The sequence below is a fragment of the Agrococcus sp. UYP33 genome (genome assembly GCF_054060915.1).
This window is the reverse complement of the sequence record NZ_JBSSDR010000001.1, coordinates 1,783,237-1,799,625: the sequence shown is the minus strand read 5'-3', so window position 1 is coordinate 1,799,625 and position 16,389 is coordinate 1,783,237. Positions and strand designations below refer to the sequence as shown.

The window sequence follows — 16,389 nt, the reverse complement described above, 5'->3', positions numbered from 1 at the left end:
ACGCGAAGGCCGCTCGCTGTCGGGCGGAACTGCCCGACAGGGCCGAATCTACGCTCGCCTCCAGCGCATCCGACGATCCGACACACGCGGCCTCAGCCAGAGTTCATCCGATCGAAACCTGGGCTTCAGGTCGCCGCCCCGTCAGCGCCCGTAGCGACGCTCGCGCAGCCCGTACGAGCGCACCGCGCGCAGGAAGTCGACCTCCCGCAGGTCGGGCCCGAGCGCCTCGACGAAGTAGAACTCGCTGTGCGCGCTCTGCCACAGCATGAAGTCGCTCAGCCGCTGCTCGCCGGACGTGCGGATGACGAGGTCGGGGTCCGGCTGGCCGGCGGTGAAGAGGTGCTCGGCGATGAGCTCGGGCGACAGGCGCTCGGCGATCTCGGCGACGCTCGCGCCGTCGGCGCCCTCGAGGATCTTGCGCACCGCCTCGACGAGCTCGTGGCGGCCGCCGTAGCCGACGGCCAGGTTCACGACGATGCCGTCCTGATCCGCGCTGCGCGCGACCGCGCCCTCGAGCGCCGCGACGAGCGGGCGCGGCAGGCCGCGGGTGTCGCCGACGTGGCGGATGCGGCGGCCGGGCAGGCGCGACAGGTCGTCGGCGAGCTCGGCGATGATCTCGCACAGCTCGCCGAGCTCCTCGCCGCCGCGGCCGGTGAGGTTGTCGCGCGACAGCAGGTAGAGCGTCACCACCTCGACGCCGATCTCGGCGCACCAGTCGACGAACTCGCGCAGCTTCGCGGCGCCGGCGCGGTGCCCGTGGCCCGCGCTCTCGAGCTTCTGCTCCCGCGCCCAGCGGCGGTTCCCGTCGATGATCATGGCGATGTGGCGAGGCACCGCGGTGCGCTGGAGGTCGCGCCGCAGCCGCCGCTCGTAGTAGCGGTAGACGAGCCGTGATCCCGGCGAGCTGCGCAGTCGCACCCGTCGAACCTACCGGGCGCTCGTCCCCCACGGCGGCATCGGCATGCTCGACGCGGTACTGCGTACGCCGTACGCTGTCGTCATGGCACTGCAGTCCGAGCCGGCAGGCGCGTCGTCCGACCGGCCCTCCCCCGAGGTCCGCGTCAGCGACCCGTCCTCCGCGCACCTCCCGCTCATCGAGGCGGCCGGCGACTCGATCGTCGAGGCCGCCGTCGAGCAGAAGCCCACGTGGCGCGGCTGGATCCACGCAGGGACGGCGCCCCTCGCCCTCATCGCCGGCATCGTGCTGGTCGTGATCGCCGACGGCACGACCGCGAAGGTCTCGACCGCCGTGTACGCCGCATCCAGCCTGCTGATGTTCGGCGTCTCGGCCGTCTACCACCGCTTCCACTGGCAGGAGCGCACGCGCGTGCTGCTCAAGCGGCTCGACCACGCCAACATCTTCCTGCTCATCGCCGGCAGCTACACGCCCATCGCGCTGCTGACGCTGCCGTCGCCCACCGACTGGATCCTGCTGACCGTCATCTGGGCCGGCGCCGTGCTCGGCATCGCCTTCCGCATCTTCTGGCTGCACGCACCGCGCTGGCTCTACGTGCCGATCTACCTCGCCCTCGGCTGGGCGGCTGTCGCGTTCCTGCCGCAGATCTGGTCCGCCAATGCCCTGACCGCGGCGCTCGTGATCGCGGGCGGGCTCGCCTACACGGTCGGCGCCATCGCCTACGGGATGAAGAAGCCGAACCCGTTCCCCGGCCGGTTCGGCTTCCACGAGATCTTCCACGCCTGCACGCTCGTCGCGTTCCTGTGCCACTGGACGGCGATCATGCTCGTCGCCGTCGCACCGCCGGCCTGACGCCGCGCGCCGCGTTCTCAGCGATCCTGCGGCGCACCGCCCTAGCGTCGCAGCATGCGCCTCGCTCGAACCGCCGCCGTGGCCGCAGCGGCGCTCACCGTCCTGACGATGAGCGGATGCATCATCCTGGCGCCGCCGCTGCCCACCCGGCAGCCGCAGCAGCCGCCCTCGCAGACCCCGCGCCCGTCCGGCGAGCCGCAGATCGAGGTGCGGCCGGTCGAGCCGGACGCACCGATCACGACGACGGACGAGACCGACGCCGACACCGGCGAGCTCTACGCCGGCTCGCAGGGCGAGACCGTCGACGGGTACTTCCCGGATGCGGCGCTCGACCTGGTGCTGGAGCCGACGCGCGGCACCGCCCGAGTCGCGCCCGGCATCGCGATGCCCGTGCACGACGGCGGCGACGAGCTGCTGCCGGGCACGCCGCACACCGCCGACGCGAGCCTGCTGCTGACGACGGTCGGCCGACTCGTGCTCGAGACGGAGGACGCGGAGTACACCTGCAGCGGCACGGTCATCAACAGCGAGTCCGGGCTCGTCGTCGTCACGGCCGCGCACTGCGTCTTCGATGACGAGACGCGCGACTACTACGACCGGATCACCTTCGAGCCCGGGTACGAGCGCGGCGACGCGCCCTTCGGCACCTGGGAGGCCGAGCGCTGGTGGGTGCCGGACCAGTACCTGGAGGCGAACGACCGCTGGCTCGACGGCGCCGACGACGACGGCTGGATGGGCTTCGACTTCGGCTTCGTCCGCTTCGCGCCGCAGGGCGAGACGACGCTCGAGGACGTCGTCGGCGGGCAGGGCGTCAGCTTCACGGCCGAGACGAACGGCGTGGTGATCGCCGGCTACCCCGGCAACGACGCGTTCGACGCGGAGGTGCTGCGCCACTGCGCGGAGGACGAGCTCGACTACGGCGCGGGCGGCGACGCGAACTACGGGGCCGACTGCGAGATGGGCGACGGCGCCTCGGGCTCCGGGTTCGTCTCGAACCTCGATCCGCAGACGGGGGCCGGGCACATCACCGCGGTCTACTCGAACGGCGGCGAGACGGGCGCCTATGGCCCGCCGCTCGGCGTCACGGCCTACAACGGCTTGCGCACCCTCGACGACTGACGCGCGCGCTCGTCGAGCAGCAGCCGAAGACCGCGCGCCCCACGCTCGTCGAGTAGCAGCCGAAGGCCGCGCCCCCACGCTCGTCGAGTAGCAGCCGAAGGCCGCGTATCGAGACGACTTGGCCCGCGGCGGGCATGATCTCGATACGCGGCCGGACTCCGTCCGACTGCTACTCGATCAGCAGGTGGAGGCGGCCGGACTCCGTCGCACCTGCTCGTCGAGGAGAAGCACAAGGCTGCGCCCCCACGCTCGTCGAGTAGCAGCCGAAGGCCGCGTATCGAGACGAACCGCAGGCCGCGGCGTGTGATCTCGATACGCGGCCGAACTCCGTCCGGCTGCTACTCGATCAGCGGGTGGAGGGCCGGCCGGACTCCGTCCGGCAGCTACTCGATCAGCAGGTGAGGGCCGGCCGGACTTCGTCCGGCTGCTACTCGATCAGCGGGTGGGGCTAGCGGGAGGAGCCCTCGTTGTCGGCGTCCTGCAGCTGGCCGAACGCGCCCTTCCTCGGCGCGGCCTTCGCCGCCTTGTCGGCGGCGCGGCGCTGCTCGCGGTTGCCGCCCGCGGCCTTCGCCTTCCCGGCGACCGCCGGGTTGCCGGAGCGCTGGCGCGCCTTGTCGCTCGCCGCGCCGAGCTCCTTGCCCCGCGCGTCGTGCACCGACGCCTCGCCGTCCTCGTCGGGCGCCGAGTAGGTGAGCGCCTCGGGGCTCTCCTCCTCGGGCTCCTCGAGCCCGCCGCCCTCGATCGCCGGCGCCTCGGGGCTGGCGCCCTGCTGCACCTTGACCTCGAGGTTGAACAGGAACGAGATCGACTCCTCGCGGATCGCCGACATCATCTGCTGGTAGAGCGCGAAGCCCTCGTTCTGGTACTCGACGACCGGGTCGCGCTGCGCCATCGTGCGGAGGCCGATGCCCTCGCGCAGGTAGTCCATCTCGTAGAGGTGGTCACGCCACTTGCGGTCGATGACCGACAGCACGACGCGGCGCTCGAGCAGCCGCATCGCGGGCGAGCCGAGCGACTCCTCGCGCTTCTGGTACGCGATCTTCGCGTCCGACACCAGCTGCTCGTACAGGAAGTCGGCCGTCAGGCGCGGCTGCGCCTCGGCGACGACCTCGTCGATCGTGATGCCGACGGGGTAGATCTGCTTGGCCTCGGTCCACAGCGCCTCGAGGTTCCACTCGTCGCTGTCGTTGCCCACCGCGTGGTCGGAGACGAGCGAGCGCAGCGTGCCCTCGAGGAAGCCCTGCACCTTGCCCTCGAGGTCGTCCCCGTCGAGGATGTGCCGGCGGTCGGAGTAGATCGCCTCGCGCTGGCGGTTCATCACGTCGTCGTACTTCAGCACGTTCTTGCGCATCTCGGCGTTCCGCGACTCGATCTGCGCCTGCGCCGTGCGGATCGTGCGGGAGAAGATCTTCGACTCGAGCGGGATCTCGTCCTCGTCGGCGTCGACGGCCATGAAGCGCTCGGCGACGGAGCCGCCGAACAGGCGCAGCAGGTCGTCCTGCATCGAGAGGTAGAAGCGGCTCTCGCCCGGGTCGCCCTGGCGGCCGGAGCGGCCGCGCAGCTGGTTGTCGATGCGGCGCGACTCGTGGCGCTCGGTGCCGAGCACGTAGAGGCCGCCGGCCTCGATGACCTTCGCGGCCTCCGCCTCGACCTCGGCCTTGACCTCGGCGAAGACGGCGTCCCAGCGCTCCTCGTACTCGTCCGGCGTCTCGGAGGGGCTGAGCCCGAGCTCCTGCATGCGCGTGACGGCGAGGTGCTCGGCGTTGCCGCCGAGCATGATGTCGGTGCCTCGACCGGCCATGTTCGTCGCGACGGTGACGGCGCTGACGCGGCCGGCCTGCGCGACGATCGCGGCCTCTCGGGCGTGGTTCTTGGCGTTGAGCACCTCGTGCTTGACCCCGGCCTTCGCGAGCAGGCCGGAGAGGTACTCGCTCTTCTCGACGCTCGTCGTGCCGACGAGCACGGGCTGGCCGGCCGCGTGCCGCTCGACGATGTCGTCGACGACGTGCTTGAACTTGCCCTCGACCGTCGCGTACACGAGGTCGGACCTGTCGGCGCGCTGCACCGGCTTGTTCGTCGGGATCGGGACGACGCCGAGCTTGTAGGTCGCCATGAACTCGGCGGCCTCGGTCTCGGCGGTACCGGTCATGCCCGAGAGCTTGTCGTAGAGGCGGAAGTAGTTCTGCAGGGTGACCGTCGCGACCGTCTGGTTCTCGGCCTTGATCTGCACACCCTCCTTCGCCTCGATCGCCTGGTGGATGCCCTCGTTGAAGCGGCGACCCTGCATGATGCGGCCGGTGTGCTCGTCGACGATGAGCACCTCGCCGTTCATGACGACGTAGTCGCTGTCGCGCTTGAAGAGCGCCTTCGCCTTGAGCGCGGTGTTGAGGAAGGAGATGAGCGGCGTGTTCGCCGACTCGTACAGGCTGTCGATGCCGAGCAGGTCCTCGACCCGCTCGATGCCGGGCTCGAGCACGCCGACGGTGCGCTTCTTCTCGTCGACCTCGTAGTCGACGTCCGGGCGGAGCCGCTTCGCGATGCGCGCGAACTCGCCGAACCAGCGGTTCGCCTCGCCCGCGGCCGGGCCGGAGATGATGAGCGGCGTGCGGGCCTCGTCGATGAGGATCGAGTCGACCTCGTCGACGATCGCGAAGCCGTGGCCGCGCTGGACCATCGCCTCCTTCGAGTGCGCCATGTTGTCGCGCAGGTAGTCGAAGCCGAACTCGTTGTTCGTGCCGTAGGTGATGTCGGCCTCGTACTGCTCGCGCCGCACCTCCGGCGTCTGCCCCGAGATGATGCATCCGGTCGTCATGCCGAGGGCGCGGAAGACGCGGCCCATGAGCTCCGACTGGTAGCTCGCGAGGTAGTCGTTGACCGTGACGATGTGCACGCCGTCACCCGTGATGGCGTTGAGGTAGGCGGCGATGGGGGCGACGAGCGTCTTGCCCTCACCGGTCTTCATCTCGGCGATGTTGCCGAGGTGCAGGGCAGCGGCGCCCATCACCTGCACGTCGTAGGGGCGCATCCCCAGCGTGCGCTTCGCCGCCTCGCGCACCGCGGCGAAGGCCTCGGGCAGCATCGCGTCGAGCGGCTCGCCGTCGGCGTAGCGCTGCCGGAACTCCGCGGTCTCGCCCGCGAGCTCCTCATCGGTCAGATCCTCGAACGCGTCCTCGAGGGCAGCCACATCTGCGGCGATGCGCTCCAGGCGGCGCCGCAGCCGGCCTTCGCCGGCTCGGAGCATGTTCTCGAAGAAGTTGGCCACGAGGGATGCCTCCCGTGAGGTAGGGGTTCGGTCACGGTCCGTTGACCGACTGCTCATCGTAGCAACGCGCGACGAGCGGCACCCCAGAGCCCTCTGGGGTGCCGCTCTGGGCGGTCAGGACGCGGCGCGCTCGCTCTCGGCGTCGGCCACGACGCGGGCCTCGGTGCCGTCCTCGGCGGCCTCGTCGTCGAGGGAGATGACGCCGTAGGACCAGCCCTTGCGGCGGTAGACGACGGCGCACTCATCGGTGGCCTCGTCGACGAAGAGGTAGAAGGGGTGGCCGACCAGCTCCATCTGGTCGACGGCGTCGCGCACGCTCATGCGCTTGCCGGGGAACCGCTTCTCGCGGATCACCACCGGCGACCACTGGTTCTCGGCCTCCGGCTGCTCCTGGGCGACGACGGGGATCGAGCCGGTCGCGACGGCCTCGACGAGCGCGGGGTCGGCCGGGGTGACGGCGACCTGCTCGAAGCCGGCGACGGCGGCGTCGCGGAGCGGCGTGCGCCGGCGGGCGCTGTGGTCGTGGCGCTTGTCGTGGGCACGCCGGGCGCGCTCCATGATGCGGTGGAAGGCGGAGTCGAACGCCATGTACTTGTCGGGGCCGTCGGCCTCCGAACGGATGATCGAGCCGGGGCCGTGGACGGTGATCTCGACCCTGCCGCCCGCGATGGCGGCGTGCGGATCCGCGTGTCGGGTGAGCTTGACATCGAGCGCCGTGGCCCGCGGGAGGAGCTGCGTGACCTTCGCGAGCTTCTCCTCCGCATATGCGCGGAACCGGTCTGTGATGTCTGCGCCCTTGGCGCCGAACGTGATGTCCATCGTGGCCTCCCGTTGGTCGGCGTCGGCGCTGCGGCGTGCAATGCCGACGTGCGTGGCCTGCACTCTACCCCCGGCCGCCGTGCGTCGGCTCACCTCCCAGGAACCCGCTTGGGCGTGCGCGCGACGGCCACGATCGCGACCGGCCGGCACCCGGCCGCACGCAGGGCGCGCACCGCCTCGCGGGCCGTCGCACCGCTCGTCACGACGTCGTCGACGACCACGACGGCACTGCCGACCAGCCGGCGCGCCGCGCTCGACGGCAGCGCGAGCGACCCCGCCGCGGCGACCCGCCGGGCCTCGACGGACCGCTGCTTCTGCACACCACCGCCCCGGATGCGGCGCAGCGGCGTCGCGCGCAGCCCGGCGGCGCGCAGCACGAGCACGACCGGGTCGAAGCCACGCCGCCGCATCCCGCCGCGGCTCGACGGCACCCGCACGAGCGCCCCTGGCGGTGCCGCGGCGACCGCGAGCGCGAGCCCTGCGCCCAGCGCCCGTGCCTCCGCCCGGCCGCCGCGCTCCTTGCACGCCGCGACGAGCTCGCGCACCGGTCCCTCGTAGGCGGCGGCCGCGAGCAGCGGCACGCCGTCGAGCGTTTCCCGCAGCGGTCCTGCCCGCAGCGCCGCCGAGCACGCGCCGCAGACGGCGACGTCGACCGCGCCGCACCCGGCGCACGCGACGGGCCACAGCACGCTCGCCGCCTCCCGCAGGGCTGCGGCGATCGGCCCGCTGCCCGCCACCGCGCCCGCCCGCATCCGCATGCCCGATGATGCGGCGCGGATGCCGTGCCGCGCTCGGCGGCGCCGCGCACCTGTGGACGGCGCTACTGCTGCGTCGCGATGAGCGAGATCGGGCCGAGCCCGTCGGCCGCCGTCCAGACCCTGCCGCGCTGCGAGAGCAGCGAGCCGTCGGCGCCGAGGGCGCGCAGCGTCGAGGTGCCCTCGCTGCCGCCCACGAGCGCCTGCACCGGGACGCCGGGCTGCGGCAGCTGCTCGGAGTCGCCGCCCACGACGAGCGTGGCGATCTGCGCCTGGTCACCGCCGGCGGCGAGCACCGCGATCTGCGTCGGCCCCGACCACGTCACGTCGGTGGCGACGCCGTCGAGCAGCGGCAGCGGGTAGGGCTCGCCCAGCGAGGCGGGCCTCCCCTCGGCGTCGCGCACGATCGCCGCGACGAGCACCTGGCTCGCGTCGCCGTCGACCGTCACGATCGCGAGCCGCGAGCCGTCGCGGGCGAGCTCCATCGCGGTGATGCGACCGGTGCCCGGCGGCAGCCCCAGCTCGACCCGCTCGCCGTCGCGCCACGCCAGCAGCCGCTGCGGCGCCGAGCGCTCCTGCAGCAGCACCCATCCGCTGTCGTCGACGGTGCCCACCGATGCCGCGTCGGCGGAGATCGTCACGGGATCGGCGCCGGCCTCGATCCAGACGGCGGTCGTGCCGGTGTGCGCGACGCCGCCCTCGGCCCCGACGGTGTAGCTCGTCGCACCGATCGCGCTGAGCGTCGGCCCGACGTCCTCGATCGTCGACGCCCCTGCCCCGATCGGGCGCAGCGAAGCGCCGTCGAGCACGAGCGGGCGCGGATCGACCGCCCCGAGGTCGATCGGCGGGCTCGCGGCGCTCGACGCCGAGAGGTCGGGGCGGCCGCTGATCTCGACGATCACCTCGCGCACGCCGACCGTGCGGAGGGACAGCGCGAGCTGCTGCGAGAGCGCCTGCAGGCTGCCGGGGCCCTGCTGCTGGATCTGCGTGGCGTCGACGGTCACCGTCATGGTCGTGCCGTCGACGCGCGGCTCGCCAACCCGCGACGCGTCCGCGGCGCCCGAGGTGAGGACAGCCGGCGACAGCCACGTGGAGGGGCCGTCGAGCAGCGCGTCGATGATGCGCGACGGGAGCGTGGTCGCGGTGCGCTCGAACCAGCGCACCTCGGGCACCGAGCGCGTGGCGTCCGGGGTCATCCAGTGCAGCGCGTGCATCCGGAACAGCTCTGCGAAGTGGAAGCTCGAGAGCACGATGCCGTCCGGCGCGGCCGCGATGCGCCACTGGCCGTCCTGCAGCAGCATCTCGAACTCGAGCATCCGGTCTTCGCCCGGGCGACGGAGCGCACCGCCGGCGTCGACCTCCGAGAGGGCGGCGACGACCGCGGTGGCCTGCGTCTCGCTGCCGAACGAGACCTCCGGCGGGCCGGCGCGCACGATCACGCCGGCGTCCGGCTGCCAGCGCTGCGCCTCGTCGCGCGTCAGGAACTCCCGAGCGATCGAGAAGTCGTCGTCCGGGCTGATGCCCGCGCTCAGGAAGCCGAGGATGATCTGCTCCTGCGTCGCGCCCTCCTCGGGCTCCTGCGCGAGGAAGACCAGGCCGTTCTCCTGCTCGCTCACGTCGACGACGCCCTCGGTGACGGCGCCGGAGTCGGGGATGGCGACGCAGCCCGTGAGCACGAGCACGGCAGCGGCCGCGATGGCGGCGAAGGAGCGGATCATCGGTCGGCCTCCTCGGTCGCGGCCCGCGGCGCGGGGTCGACGAGCGCGATCTCGACGGTGGGCTCGGCGAGCGCCATGCCGGCCTCGTCGGCCGGCGCTTCGAGCACGTGGGGGTGGTGCGGCAGCTCGATCGCCTGCGTGTCGGCGGGCGGCAGCTCGATGGGCGACGACACGGCGTGCGCGCCGGCGCGCGGCAGGGTGAGGCGGAACGCCGTGCCCTCCCCTGGCCGCGACCAGACGTCGATCCAGCCGCCGTGCAGCGCCGCGTCGTCGCGGCTGATCGAGAGCCCGAGGCCGGTGCCGCCGGTGCGCCGCTGCCGCGACGGGTCGGCTCGCCAGAAGCGGTCGAAGACGCGCGCGGCCTCCTCCTCGGTCATGCCGACGCCGTGGTCGCGGACGGCGATCGCTGCGGCATCGCTCGTCGAGTCGACCGTGACGACGACGGGCCTGCCCTCGCCGTGGTCGATCGCGTTCGCGAGCAGGTTCTGCAGGATGCGTCGGATGCGCCGCGGATCGACCTCGGCCTCGAAGTGCCCGCCGGGCGCGACGAGGCGCAGCTCGGTGCCTCGCTCGGCGGCGAGCGGCTCGACGGCCGCGAGCTCGCCCTCGGCGAGCCGCACGAGGTTCGTGGGCTCGATCTCGAGCTGCGCGGCGCCCGCGTCGAAGCGGCTCAGCTCGAGCAGGTCGGCGAGCAGCTGCTCGAAGCGCTCGATCTGCGTGTGCAGCAGCTCGACCGTCCTGCCCGCGACCGGGTCGAACGAATCCCGCCGGTCGTGCAGCACGTCACCGGCCAGGCGGATGGTCGTGAGCGGCGTGCGCAGCTCGTGCGAGACATCCGAGACGAAGCGCTGCTGCACGGTCGACAGCGTCGCGAGCTCGTTGATCTGCCGCGAGATGGAGTCGGCCATGTCGTTGAAGGAGCGCCCGAGCTTGGCGATCTCGTCGTCGCCGCGCACCGGGATGCGCACGTCGTACTCGCCGGCGGCGATCCGCGCGCTCGACGCGGCGGCCGCCTCGACGGGCCCGACGACCATCCGCGCGACGAACCAGGTGATGAGCCCGATGAGGCCGATGAGCGCGATGCCGCCGAGCATCATCGTCAGCTGCATGAAGCCGAGCGTCGCCTGCGTCGACTGCAGGCTCGTGAGCAGGTAGAGCTCGTAGCGACCCGCGAGCGGCACGTCGACCGTGGTGCCGACGATGATGCCGGGCTCGCCGCCGTTCTCGGAGGCGAGCCGCACCGACTGGTAGAACGGCAGGTCGGCCGATGCGGCGACCGCGCTCCGCAGCTCGGCGTGCAGCAGGTCGGTGTCGAAGCCCTGCGACTGCACGTCGTTCATCTGCAGCAGCGTCGACGCCTGCGCCTCGGCGCGGAGCATGGCGTAGTCGGTGCTCGAGCGCGACGAGATGACCCCGGTGACGGCGTCGAGCGCGCGATCCTGCAGCGCGTCGACCTCACCGCTCGTCAGGCTCTGCGTGACGGCCTCGTCGAAGATCTGCTGCATGCCCGCGGTCGCGCGCACCGCCTCGACGAGCGCCTCGTCGCGGCGCGTCTCGAAGAGGTTCTCCCCCACGGACGCCGACATGTAGCCGAAGACACCGACGAGCGCGAGCATCGACAGCAGCATGCTGAAGGCGACGACGCGCGCCTGCAGCGAGCGCCGCAGGAAGCCCGTCGCCCGCTCCCAGCTCCAGCGCCGCCCGGCCATGCGCGGCCTCAGGCCTGGGGGGCGCCGGCGCGATAGCCGACGCCCCGCACGGTCGTCACGACCACGGGGTTGTCGACGTCGCGCTCGACCTTCGAGCGCAGGCGCTGCACGTGCACGTTCACGAGGCGCGTGTCGGCCTTGTAGTGGTAGCCCCACACCTGCTCGAGCAGCATCTCGCGCGAGAACACCTGGCTCGGCCGCGAGGCGAGCGTGACGAGCAGCTCGAACTCGAGCGGCGTGAGCGCGATCGGGTCGCCGCCGCGGCGCACCTGGTGGCCCTCGACGTCGATCTCGAGGTCGGCGACCTTGAGCACGCCGGCGTCGGCCTGCCGCTGCGGGCGCAGTCGCGTGCGCACGCGGGCGACGAGCTCCTTCGGGTTGAAGGGCTTCGTGATGTAGTCGTCGGCGCCGGACTCGAGGCCGACGACGATGTCGGTCGGGTCGCCCTTCGCGGTGAGCATGATGATCGGCACGCCGGACTCGGCGCGCAGCTCGGTGCAGATCTGGATGCCGTCCTTGCCGGGCAGCATGAGGTCGAGCAGCACGAGGTCGGGCTTCACCTCGTGGAAGCGGTCGACGGCCGCGGCGCCGTCGGCGCAGAACTCGAGCTGGTAGCCCTCGCCGCTCAGCACGATGCCGATCATCTCGGCGAGCGCCGGGTCGTCGTCGACGACGAGGATCGTCTGCTCCGTCATCGCGGACCCCTTCCGCCGGCGCAGGCGGCGCGGCTCTCGTCAGACTATCCGAGCCGACTGGATCCAGGGCCCGGCCCGCCGCTCCCCGGGAGCCTCAGGCCTCGAGGCCCTCGTGGGTCTCGAGCCACTGCTCCTCGAGCTCGGCGATGCGCCCGTCGACCTCGGCGAGCTCTGCCTGGAGCGCGCTGAGCGCGCCCAGGTCGCTGTGGTCGACGACCTCGAAGCGGTCGAGCACGCCCTTGCGCTGCGAGGTCGCCTTCGCGAGCCGCCGGTCGAGGCTCGCGGCCTCCTTCTCGAGCGCGCGGCGCTCGGCACCGCTGAGCCCCGCGGGTGCCGCCTGAGCGTCGCCCTTGGCGTCGGCGCTGGACGCCTTGCCCACCGAGCCCTTGCCCGACATCGCCAGGTACGCATCCACACCGCCCGGCACGTGCTGCAGGCGTCCGTCGAAGATGGCGTACTGGTGGTCGGTGACCCGCTCGATGAGGTAGCGGTCGTGGCTGACGACGATGAGGCAGCCGGCCCAGGAGTCGAGCACGTCCTCCATCGCGGCGAGCATGTCGGTGTCGAGGTCGTTCGTCGGCTCGTCGAGGATGAGCACGTTGGGCTCGTCGAGCAGGATCAGCAGCAGCTGCAGGCGGCGGCGCTGACCGCCGGAGAGGTCCTTGACGAGCGTCGACAGCTCCCCCGAGCGGAAGCCGAGCCGCTCGAGCAGCTGTCCGGGCGTCAGCTCCTTGCCGCCCGAGGCGTAGCTCGTCTTGAGGTTCGCGACCACGGTGCGCACCGGGTCGTCCTCGTGCTGCGCGAGCTCGGCGAGCTCCTGCGTGAGCTCGGCGATCTTCACCGTCTTGCCGGTCTTCACGCGGCCCGACGTGGGGCGGATGCGGCCGGCGATGAGCGCGAGCAGCGTCGACTTGCCGGCGCCGTTGCGGCCCAGCACGCCTGCGCGCTCGCCCGGCGCGATGCGCCAGGTGACGTCGTCGAGGATCGTGCGGCCGCCGAGCTCGACGGAGGCGTCGACGACATCGACGACGTCCTTGCCGAGCCGCGTCGCGGCGAGCTGCGCGAGCTGGATCGGGTCGCGCACGGGCGGCTCGTCCTCGATGAGCTGCGTCGCGGCGTCGATGCGGAACTTCGGCTTCGCGGTGCGGGCGGGCGCGCCGCGGCGGAGCCACGCGAGCTCCTTCTTCATGAGGTTCTGCCGCTTCGCCTCGCTCGCCGCAGCCATCCGGTCGCGCTCGACGCGCTGCAGCACGTAGGCCGCGTAGCCGCCCTCGAAGGGCTCGACGAGCTGGTCGTGCACCTCCCACGTGCCGGTGCACACCGCATCCAGGAACCACCGGTCGTGCGTCACGGCGACGAAGGCGCCGCGACCCGACGCGTAGCGGGCGTTCAGGTGGTCGGCGAGCCAGGCGATGCCCTGCACGTCGAGGTGGTTGGTGGGCTCGTCGAGGAAGAGCACGTCCCAGTCGCCGGCGAGCAGCTGCGCGAGCGCGACGCGGCGGCGCTGCCCGCCGGAGAGGTCGCCGATGCGCCCGTGCCAGTCGAGGTCGCCGACGAGGCCGGCGAGCAGGTCGCGGATGCGCGCGTCGCCCGCCCACTCGTGCTCGGGCCGGTCGCCCACGATCGCGTGGCTGATCGTCGAGTCGGGGTCGAGGGTGTCGCGCTGGTCGAGCACGCCGACCTGCAGGCCGCCACGGCGGGTGACGCGGCCGCTCGTGGGCTCGAGGCTGCCGGCGAGCACGCGCAGCAGCGTCGACTTGCCGTCGCCGTTGCGGCCGACGATGCCGATGCGGTCGCCGTCGTCGAGCCCGAGCGAGATGGATTCGAAGACGGTGCGCGTGGGGAACGCGACGCCGACCCGCTCGGCGCCCAGGAGATGAGCCATTCGTCCATCATCCCGCACTCGGCGTCGGCGCCGGGCCGATCGGCCCCTTCCGCCGCGCGCACGCCGGTGCCATGCTCGCCGCACGACCCCTGCTCGGGGCAGCCGCGCAGGGCATGCCGAGCCGCCGGTCGGCGCGCCGCACCCGCTGCCACGAGCTCGCGACAGCGCATCCGCAGGATCGATCGATCGCAGGTGCCCGATGCTCGACTCCCCGATCCGGTCACGCCGGCCGTTCGCTCGACTCGGCGCGGCGGCCGTCGCCGTCGCGGTGCTGCTCACGGGCTGCGCCGCCGCGGCGCCGAGCGACAGCGCGGCGCCCACCTCCGATCCCGCCGCTGCGCCTGACGCATCCTCGACCCCGCCCGCGGGCCAGCTCGTGGTGCTCGGCGACTCGATCCCGTTCAACGCCCCCGAGGACTGCCCCGGATGCACGGGCTTCGTCGACGCGTACGCCGCCGCGGTGGGCGAGGCGCAGGGTGGCGCCCCGCAGGTGCAGAACCTGTCGCGCCACGATGGCGCCCGGGTCGCCGACATCCTCGAGCAGGTGGAGCGCGGCACCGTCGACACCGCGCTCGCGAGCGCGCAGACCGTCATCCTCTCTGCCGGCTTCAACGACCAGCCGCCCTACTGGCAGCCCGATGCACCGTGCGTCGGCGCAGTCGAGACCGACGAGCAGGTGATCGACACCCTGATCGCGACGACGCCCGAGTGCATCACCGACGCGACGGCGGCCGTCCGCGCCGATTACGCGCAGCTGCTCGCCGAGATCCGTGCGCGCGCGGCGGACGCGGAGCTGCTCACGCTGACGTCCTACAACGCGTGGACGGGGTGGGAGGCGCTCGACGCCCGCGCTCCGGAGGACTCGACCGCGGCGCAGGACGTGGTCGTGAGCGCGCTCGAGCAGTGGCGCGACGCTGTCTGCGCCGAGACGGAGGTGGCCGGCGGGACGTGCGTCGACCTGCTCGCGCCGTTCAACGGCGCCGACGGGCGCACGGCGGCCGGCGACCTGCTGGCAGAGGACTACACGCACCCGTCGCAGCTGGGCAACGACCGCATCCGGGACGAGCTGCTGGCGGCCACCGCTCCTTGAGCTGACCCTCGATCGTGCGACCCTCGAGGGGTGGCCCTGCCCGCGACGGGTAGCCGTGCGCGCGAGAGGTAGCCGCGTGCGGCTACCTCTCGGGCGCAGCGCCACCTCTCGGCGTTGGGCGCGCGGAGGAGCGCGGGCGGGTGCGCCGGATGCGGCGGATGCGGCCGGTCAGTCGATCAGGCGGGCGCCCGGCACCGGGCCGGTCACCTTGACCGCCGTGAGCTGCGCGGCCGAGAGGCTCGCCTGCACCTCGATCGCCGACTCGATGCTGTCGCAGAGGAACGCGACGGTCGGGCCCGACCCCGAGACGATGCCGGCGAGCGCACCCGAGCGCTCCCCCAGCTCGAGCGTGCCCGCGAGCCGCGGCATGAGCCGCAGCGCCGGCGCCTGGAGGTCGTTCTGCAGCACCTCGGCGAGCATCGAGGGGTCACCCGCCCGCAGCGCCTGCAGCACCCGCGCGTCCACGGTCGGCACGTCGTGGGCCGGGGCGATGTCGGCGGCGTGCAGCGCGCGGTGCTCGTCGAGCGCACGATAGACGTCGGGGGTCGACAGGCCTGCCTCGGTGTAGGCGAGCACCCAGTGGAACTGCCCGCGAGCGAGCGCAGGCGTGAGCCGATCGCCGCGACCGGTGCCGACGGCGGTGCCGCCGGCGAGCGCGAACGGCACGTCGGCCCCCAGCTCCCTGGCGATGTCGTGCAGCGCCTCACGGCCCAGGTGCAACCCCCACAGCTCGTCGCACGCGACGAGCGTCGCCGCGGCGTCGGCCGAGCCCCCGCCCATGCCGCCGGCGATCGGCACGTGCTTCTCGATCGACAGCGAGACGCCGCCGGTGACGCGGCCGCGACGCGCGAGCGCCATCGCGGCGCGGATCGCCAGGTTGTCGGCGCCGGTCGAGAGGTGCTCGTGCGGCACCGGGCCAGAGAAGCGCACCGAGAAGTCGTCGGCCTCGGTCGCCTCGACGAACTCGTGCAGGCTCACGGCCTGGTAGGCGGTCGCGACGTCGTGGTAGCCGTCGTCCTGCAGCGCACCGACGCCCAGGTGCACGTTGATCTTGCCGGGCGCCTTCGCCCGCACCGTGCTCCTCCGACTGCCCTGCGCCACGGCATCCAACCTAGTGCGCTCGCGAGACGCTTCCTGCGAGCCCCGGCGCTACCCTCCCCTCATGGCGCACGAGATCATGTTCGATCCGGCGGATCCGCTGCTCGCGCGGGTGCGGGCGATCGCCCTCGCGCTCCCGGGTGCGCAGGAGAAGATCTCGCACGGTCGCCCGGCGTTCTTCACGACGAAGGTGTTCGCCTACTACGCCGGCACGACGAAGGAGGAGCACGTCTCTGGCGTCCACCCGCAGCGCCTGACCGTGCTGCTCGAGCCGGACGAGCGGCTCGCGATGCTCGAGGAGGGCGCGATCGCGCCCGCCTACCTCGGGCCCTACGGATGGATCGCGGTCGAGCTCGAGGACGCCGACTGGGAGCGCGTCGCCGAGCTCATCGACGCGTCGTTCCGCGTGACGGCCCCGAAGCGGCTGGTCGCGGAGCTCGACGCGCGATCGCGCTGAGCCGGATCAGCGGC

The 16,389-nt window shown here is 72.8% G+C and carries 13 protein-coding genes; 4 read left to right on the top strand and 9 right to left on the bottom strand.

Going from position 1 to position 16,389, the window contains the following annotated elements; genetic code table 11:
• Nucleotides 1–141: 141 nt before the first annotated feature.
• Entirely contained in the window at nt 142–918 is a 777-nt protein-coding gene (gene uppS / locus ACVWW9_RS08800) for a polyprenyl diphosphate synthase (RefSeq protein ID WP_123697310.1), read from the bottom strand.
• Nucleotides 919–1,000: 82 nt separating this feature from the next.
• Between uppS and trhA the strand changes: the two genes are divergently transcribed.
• The gene (gene trhA, locus ACVWW9_RS08795; RefSeq protein ID WP_456515178.1) at nt 1,001–1,768 is read left to right on the top strand and encodes a PAQR family membrane homeostasis protein TrhA; all 768 of its coding nucleotides are present in this window, start codon (nt 1,001–1,003) and stop codon (nt 1,766–1,768) included.
• Between the two features lie 54 nt (nt 1,769–1,822).
• A complete protein-coding gene (locus tag ACVWW9_RS08790) occupies nt 1,823–2,887 on the top strand; it encodes a trypsin-like serine peptidase (protein WP_354255779.1) in 1,065 nt (354 codons plus the stop codon).
• Nucleotides 2,888–3,335: 448 nt separating this feature from the next.
• Here ACVWW9_RS08790 and secA read toward each other — a convergent pair whose 3' ends face one another.
• From secA to ACVWW9_RS08755, 7 genes are all read right to left on the bottom strand, one after another.
• Nucleotides 3,336–6,149 (bottom strand): preprotein translocase subunit SecA, encoded by a 2,814-nt coding sequence (gene secA, locus ACVWW9_RS08785; protein WP_456515177.1) that lies wholly within the window; start codon nt 6,147–6,149, stop codon nt 3,336–3,338.
• A 114-nt stretch (nt 6,150–6,263) separates the two neighbouring features.
• On the bottom strand, nt 6,264–6,968 hold the full coding sequence (gene hpf / locus ACVWW9_RS08780; protein WP_354255784.1) for a ribosome hibernation-promoting factor, HPF/YfiA family: 705 nt from the start codon (nt 6,966–6,968) through the stop codon (nt 6,264–6,266).
• A gap of 89 nt (nt 6,969–7,057) precedes the next feature.
• Nucleotides 7,058–7,726: a ComF family protein gene (locus ACVWW9_RS08775; protein ID WP_456515176.1), complete on the bottom strand. Its 669-nt coding sequence runs from the start codon at nt 7,724–7,726 to the stop codon at nt 7,058–7,060.
• A gap of 62 nt (nt 7,727–7,788) precedes the next feature.
• Nucleotides 7,789–9,441, bottom strand: coding sequence for an LpqB family beta-propeller domain-containing protein (locus ACVWW9_RS08770; RefSeq protein WP_456515175.1), 1,653 nt, complete (start codon nt 9,439–9,441; stop codon nt 7,789–7,791).
• On the bottom strand, nt 9,438–11,150 hold the full coding sequence (gene mtrB / locus ACVWW9_RS08765) for an MtrAB system histidine kinase MtrB (protein WP_354255792.1): 1,713 nt from the start codon (nt 11,148–11,150) through the stop codon (nt 9,438–9,440). The genes ACVWW9_RS08770 and mtrB overlap by 4 nt, the downstream gene beginning before the upstream one ends.
• Before the next feature lie 8 nt (nt 11,151–11,158).
• Entirely contained in the window at nt 11,159–11,845 is a 687-nt protein-coding gene (mtrA, locus tag ACVWW9_RS08760) for an MtrAB system response regulator MtrA (protein ID WP_123697303.1), read from the bottom strand.
• 94 nt (nt 11,846–11,939) lie between these two features.
• Nucleotides 11,940–13,730: an ABC-F family ATP-binding cassette domain-containing protein gene (locus ACVWW9_RS08755; protein WP_456515174.1), complete on the bottom strand. Its 1,791-nt coding sequence runs from the start codon at nt 13,728–13,730 to the stop codon at nt 11,940–11,942.
• A 199-nt stretch (nt 13,731–13,929) separates the two neighbouring features.
• Here ACVWW9_RS08755 and ACVWW9_RS08750 point away from each other — a divergent pair, with 199 nt between their 5' ends.
• Complete coding sequence (locus tag ACVWW9_RS08750; RefSeq protein ID WP_456515173.1) at nt 13,930–14,820, top strand: SGNH/GDSL hydrolase family protein; 891 nt, start codon at nt 13,930–13,932, stop codon at nt 14,818–14,820.
• Between the two features lie 168 nt (nt 14,821–14,988).
• On the opposite strand, the gene ACVWW9_RS08745 is transcribed toward ACVWW9_RS08750, so the two are convergent.
• A complete protein-coding gene (locus tag ACVWW9_RS08745) occupies nt 14,989–15,921 on the bottom strand; it encodes a 4-(cytidine 5'-diphospho)-2-C-methyl-D-erythritol kinase (protein WP_354255801.1) in 933 nt (310 codons plus the stop codon).
• A gap of 61 nt (nt 15,922–15,982) precedes the next feature.
• On the opposite strand from ACVWW9_RS08745, the gene ACVWW9_RS08740 reads away from it, so the two are divergent.
• Nucleotides 15,983–16,375, top strand: coding sequence for an MmcQ/YjbR family DNA-binding protein (locus ACVWW9_RS08740; RefSeq protein ID WP_456515172.1), 393 nt, complete (start codon nt 15,983–15,985; stop codon nt 16,373–16,375).
• Nucleotides 16,376–16,389: the final 14 nt, after the last annotated feature.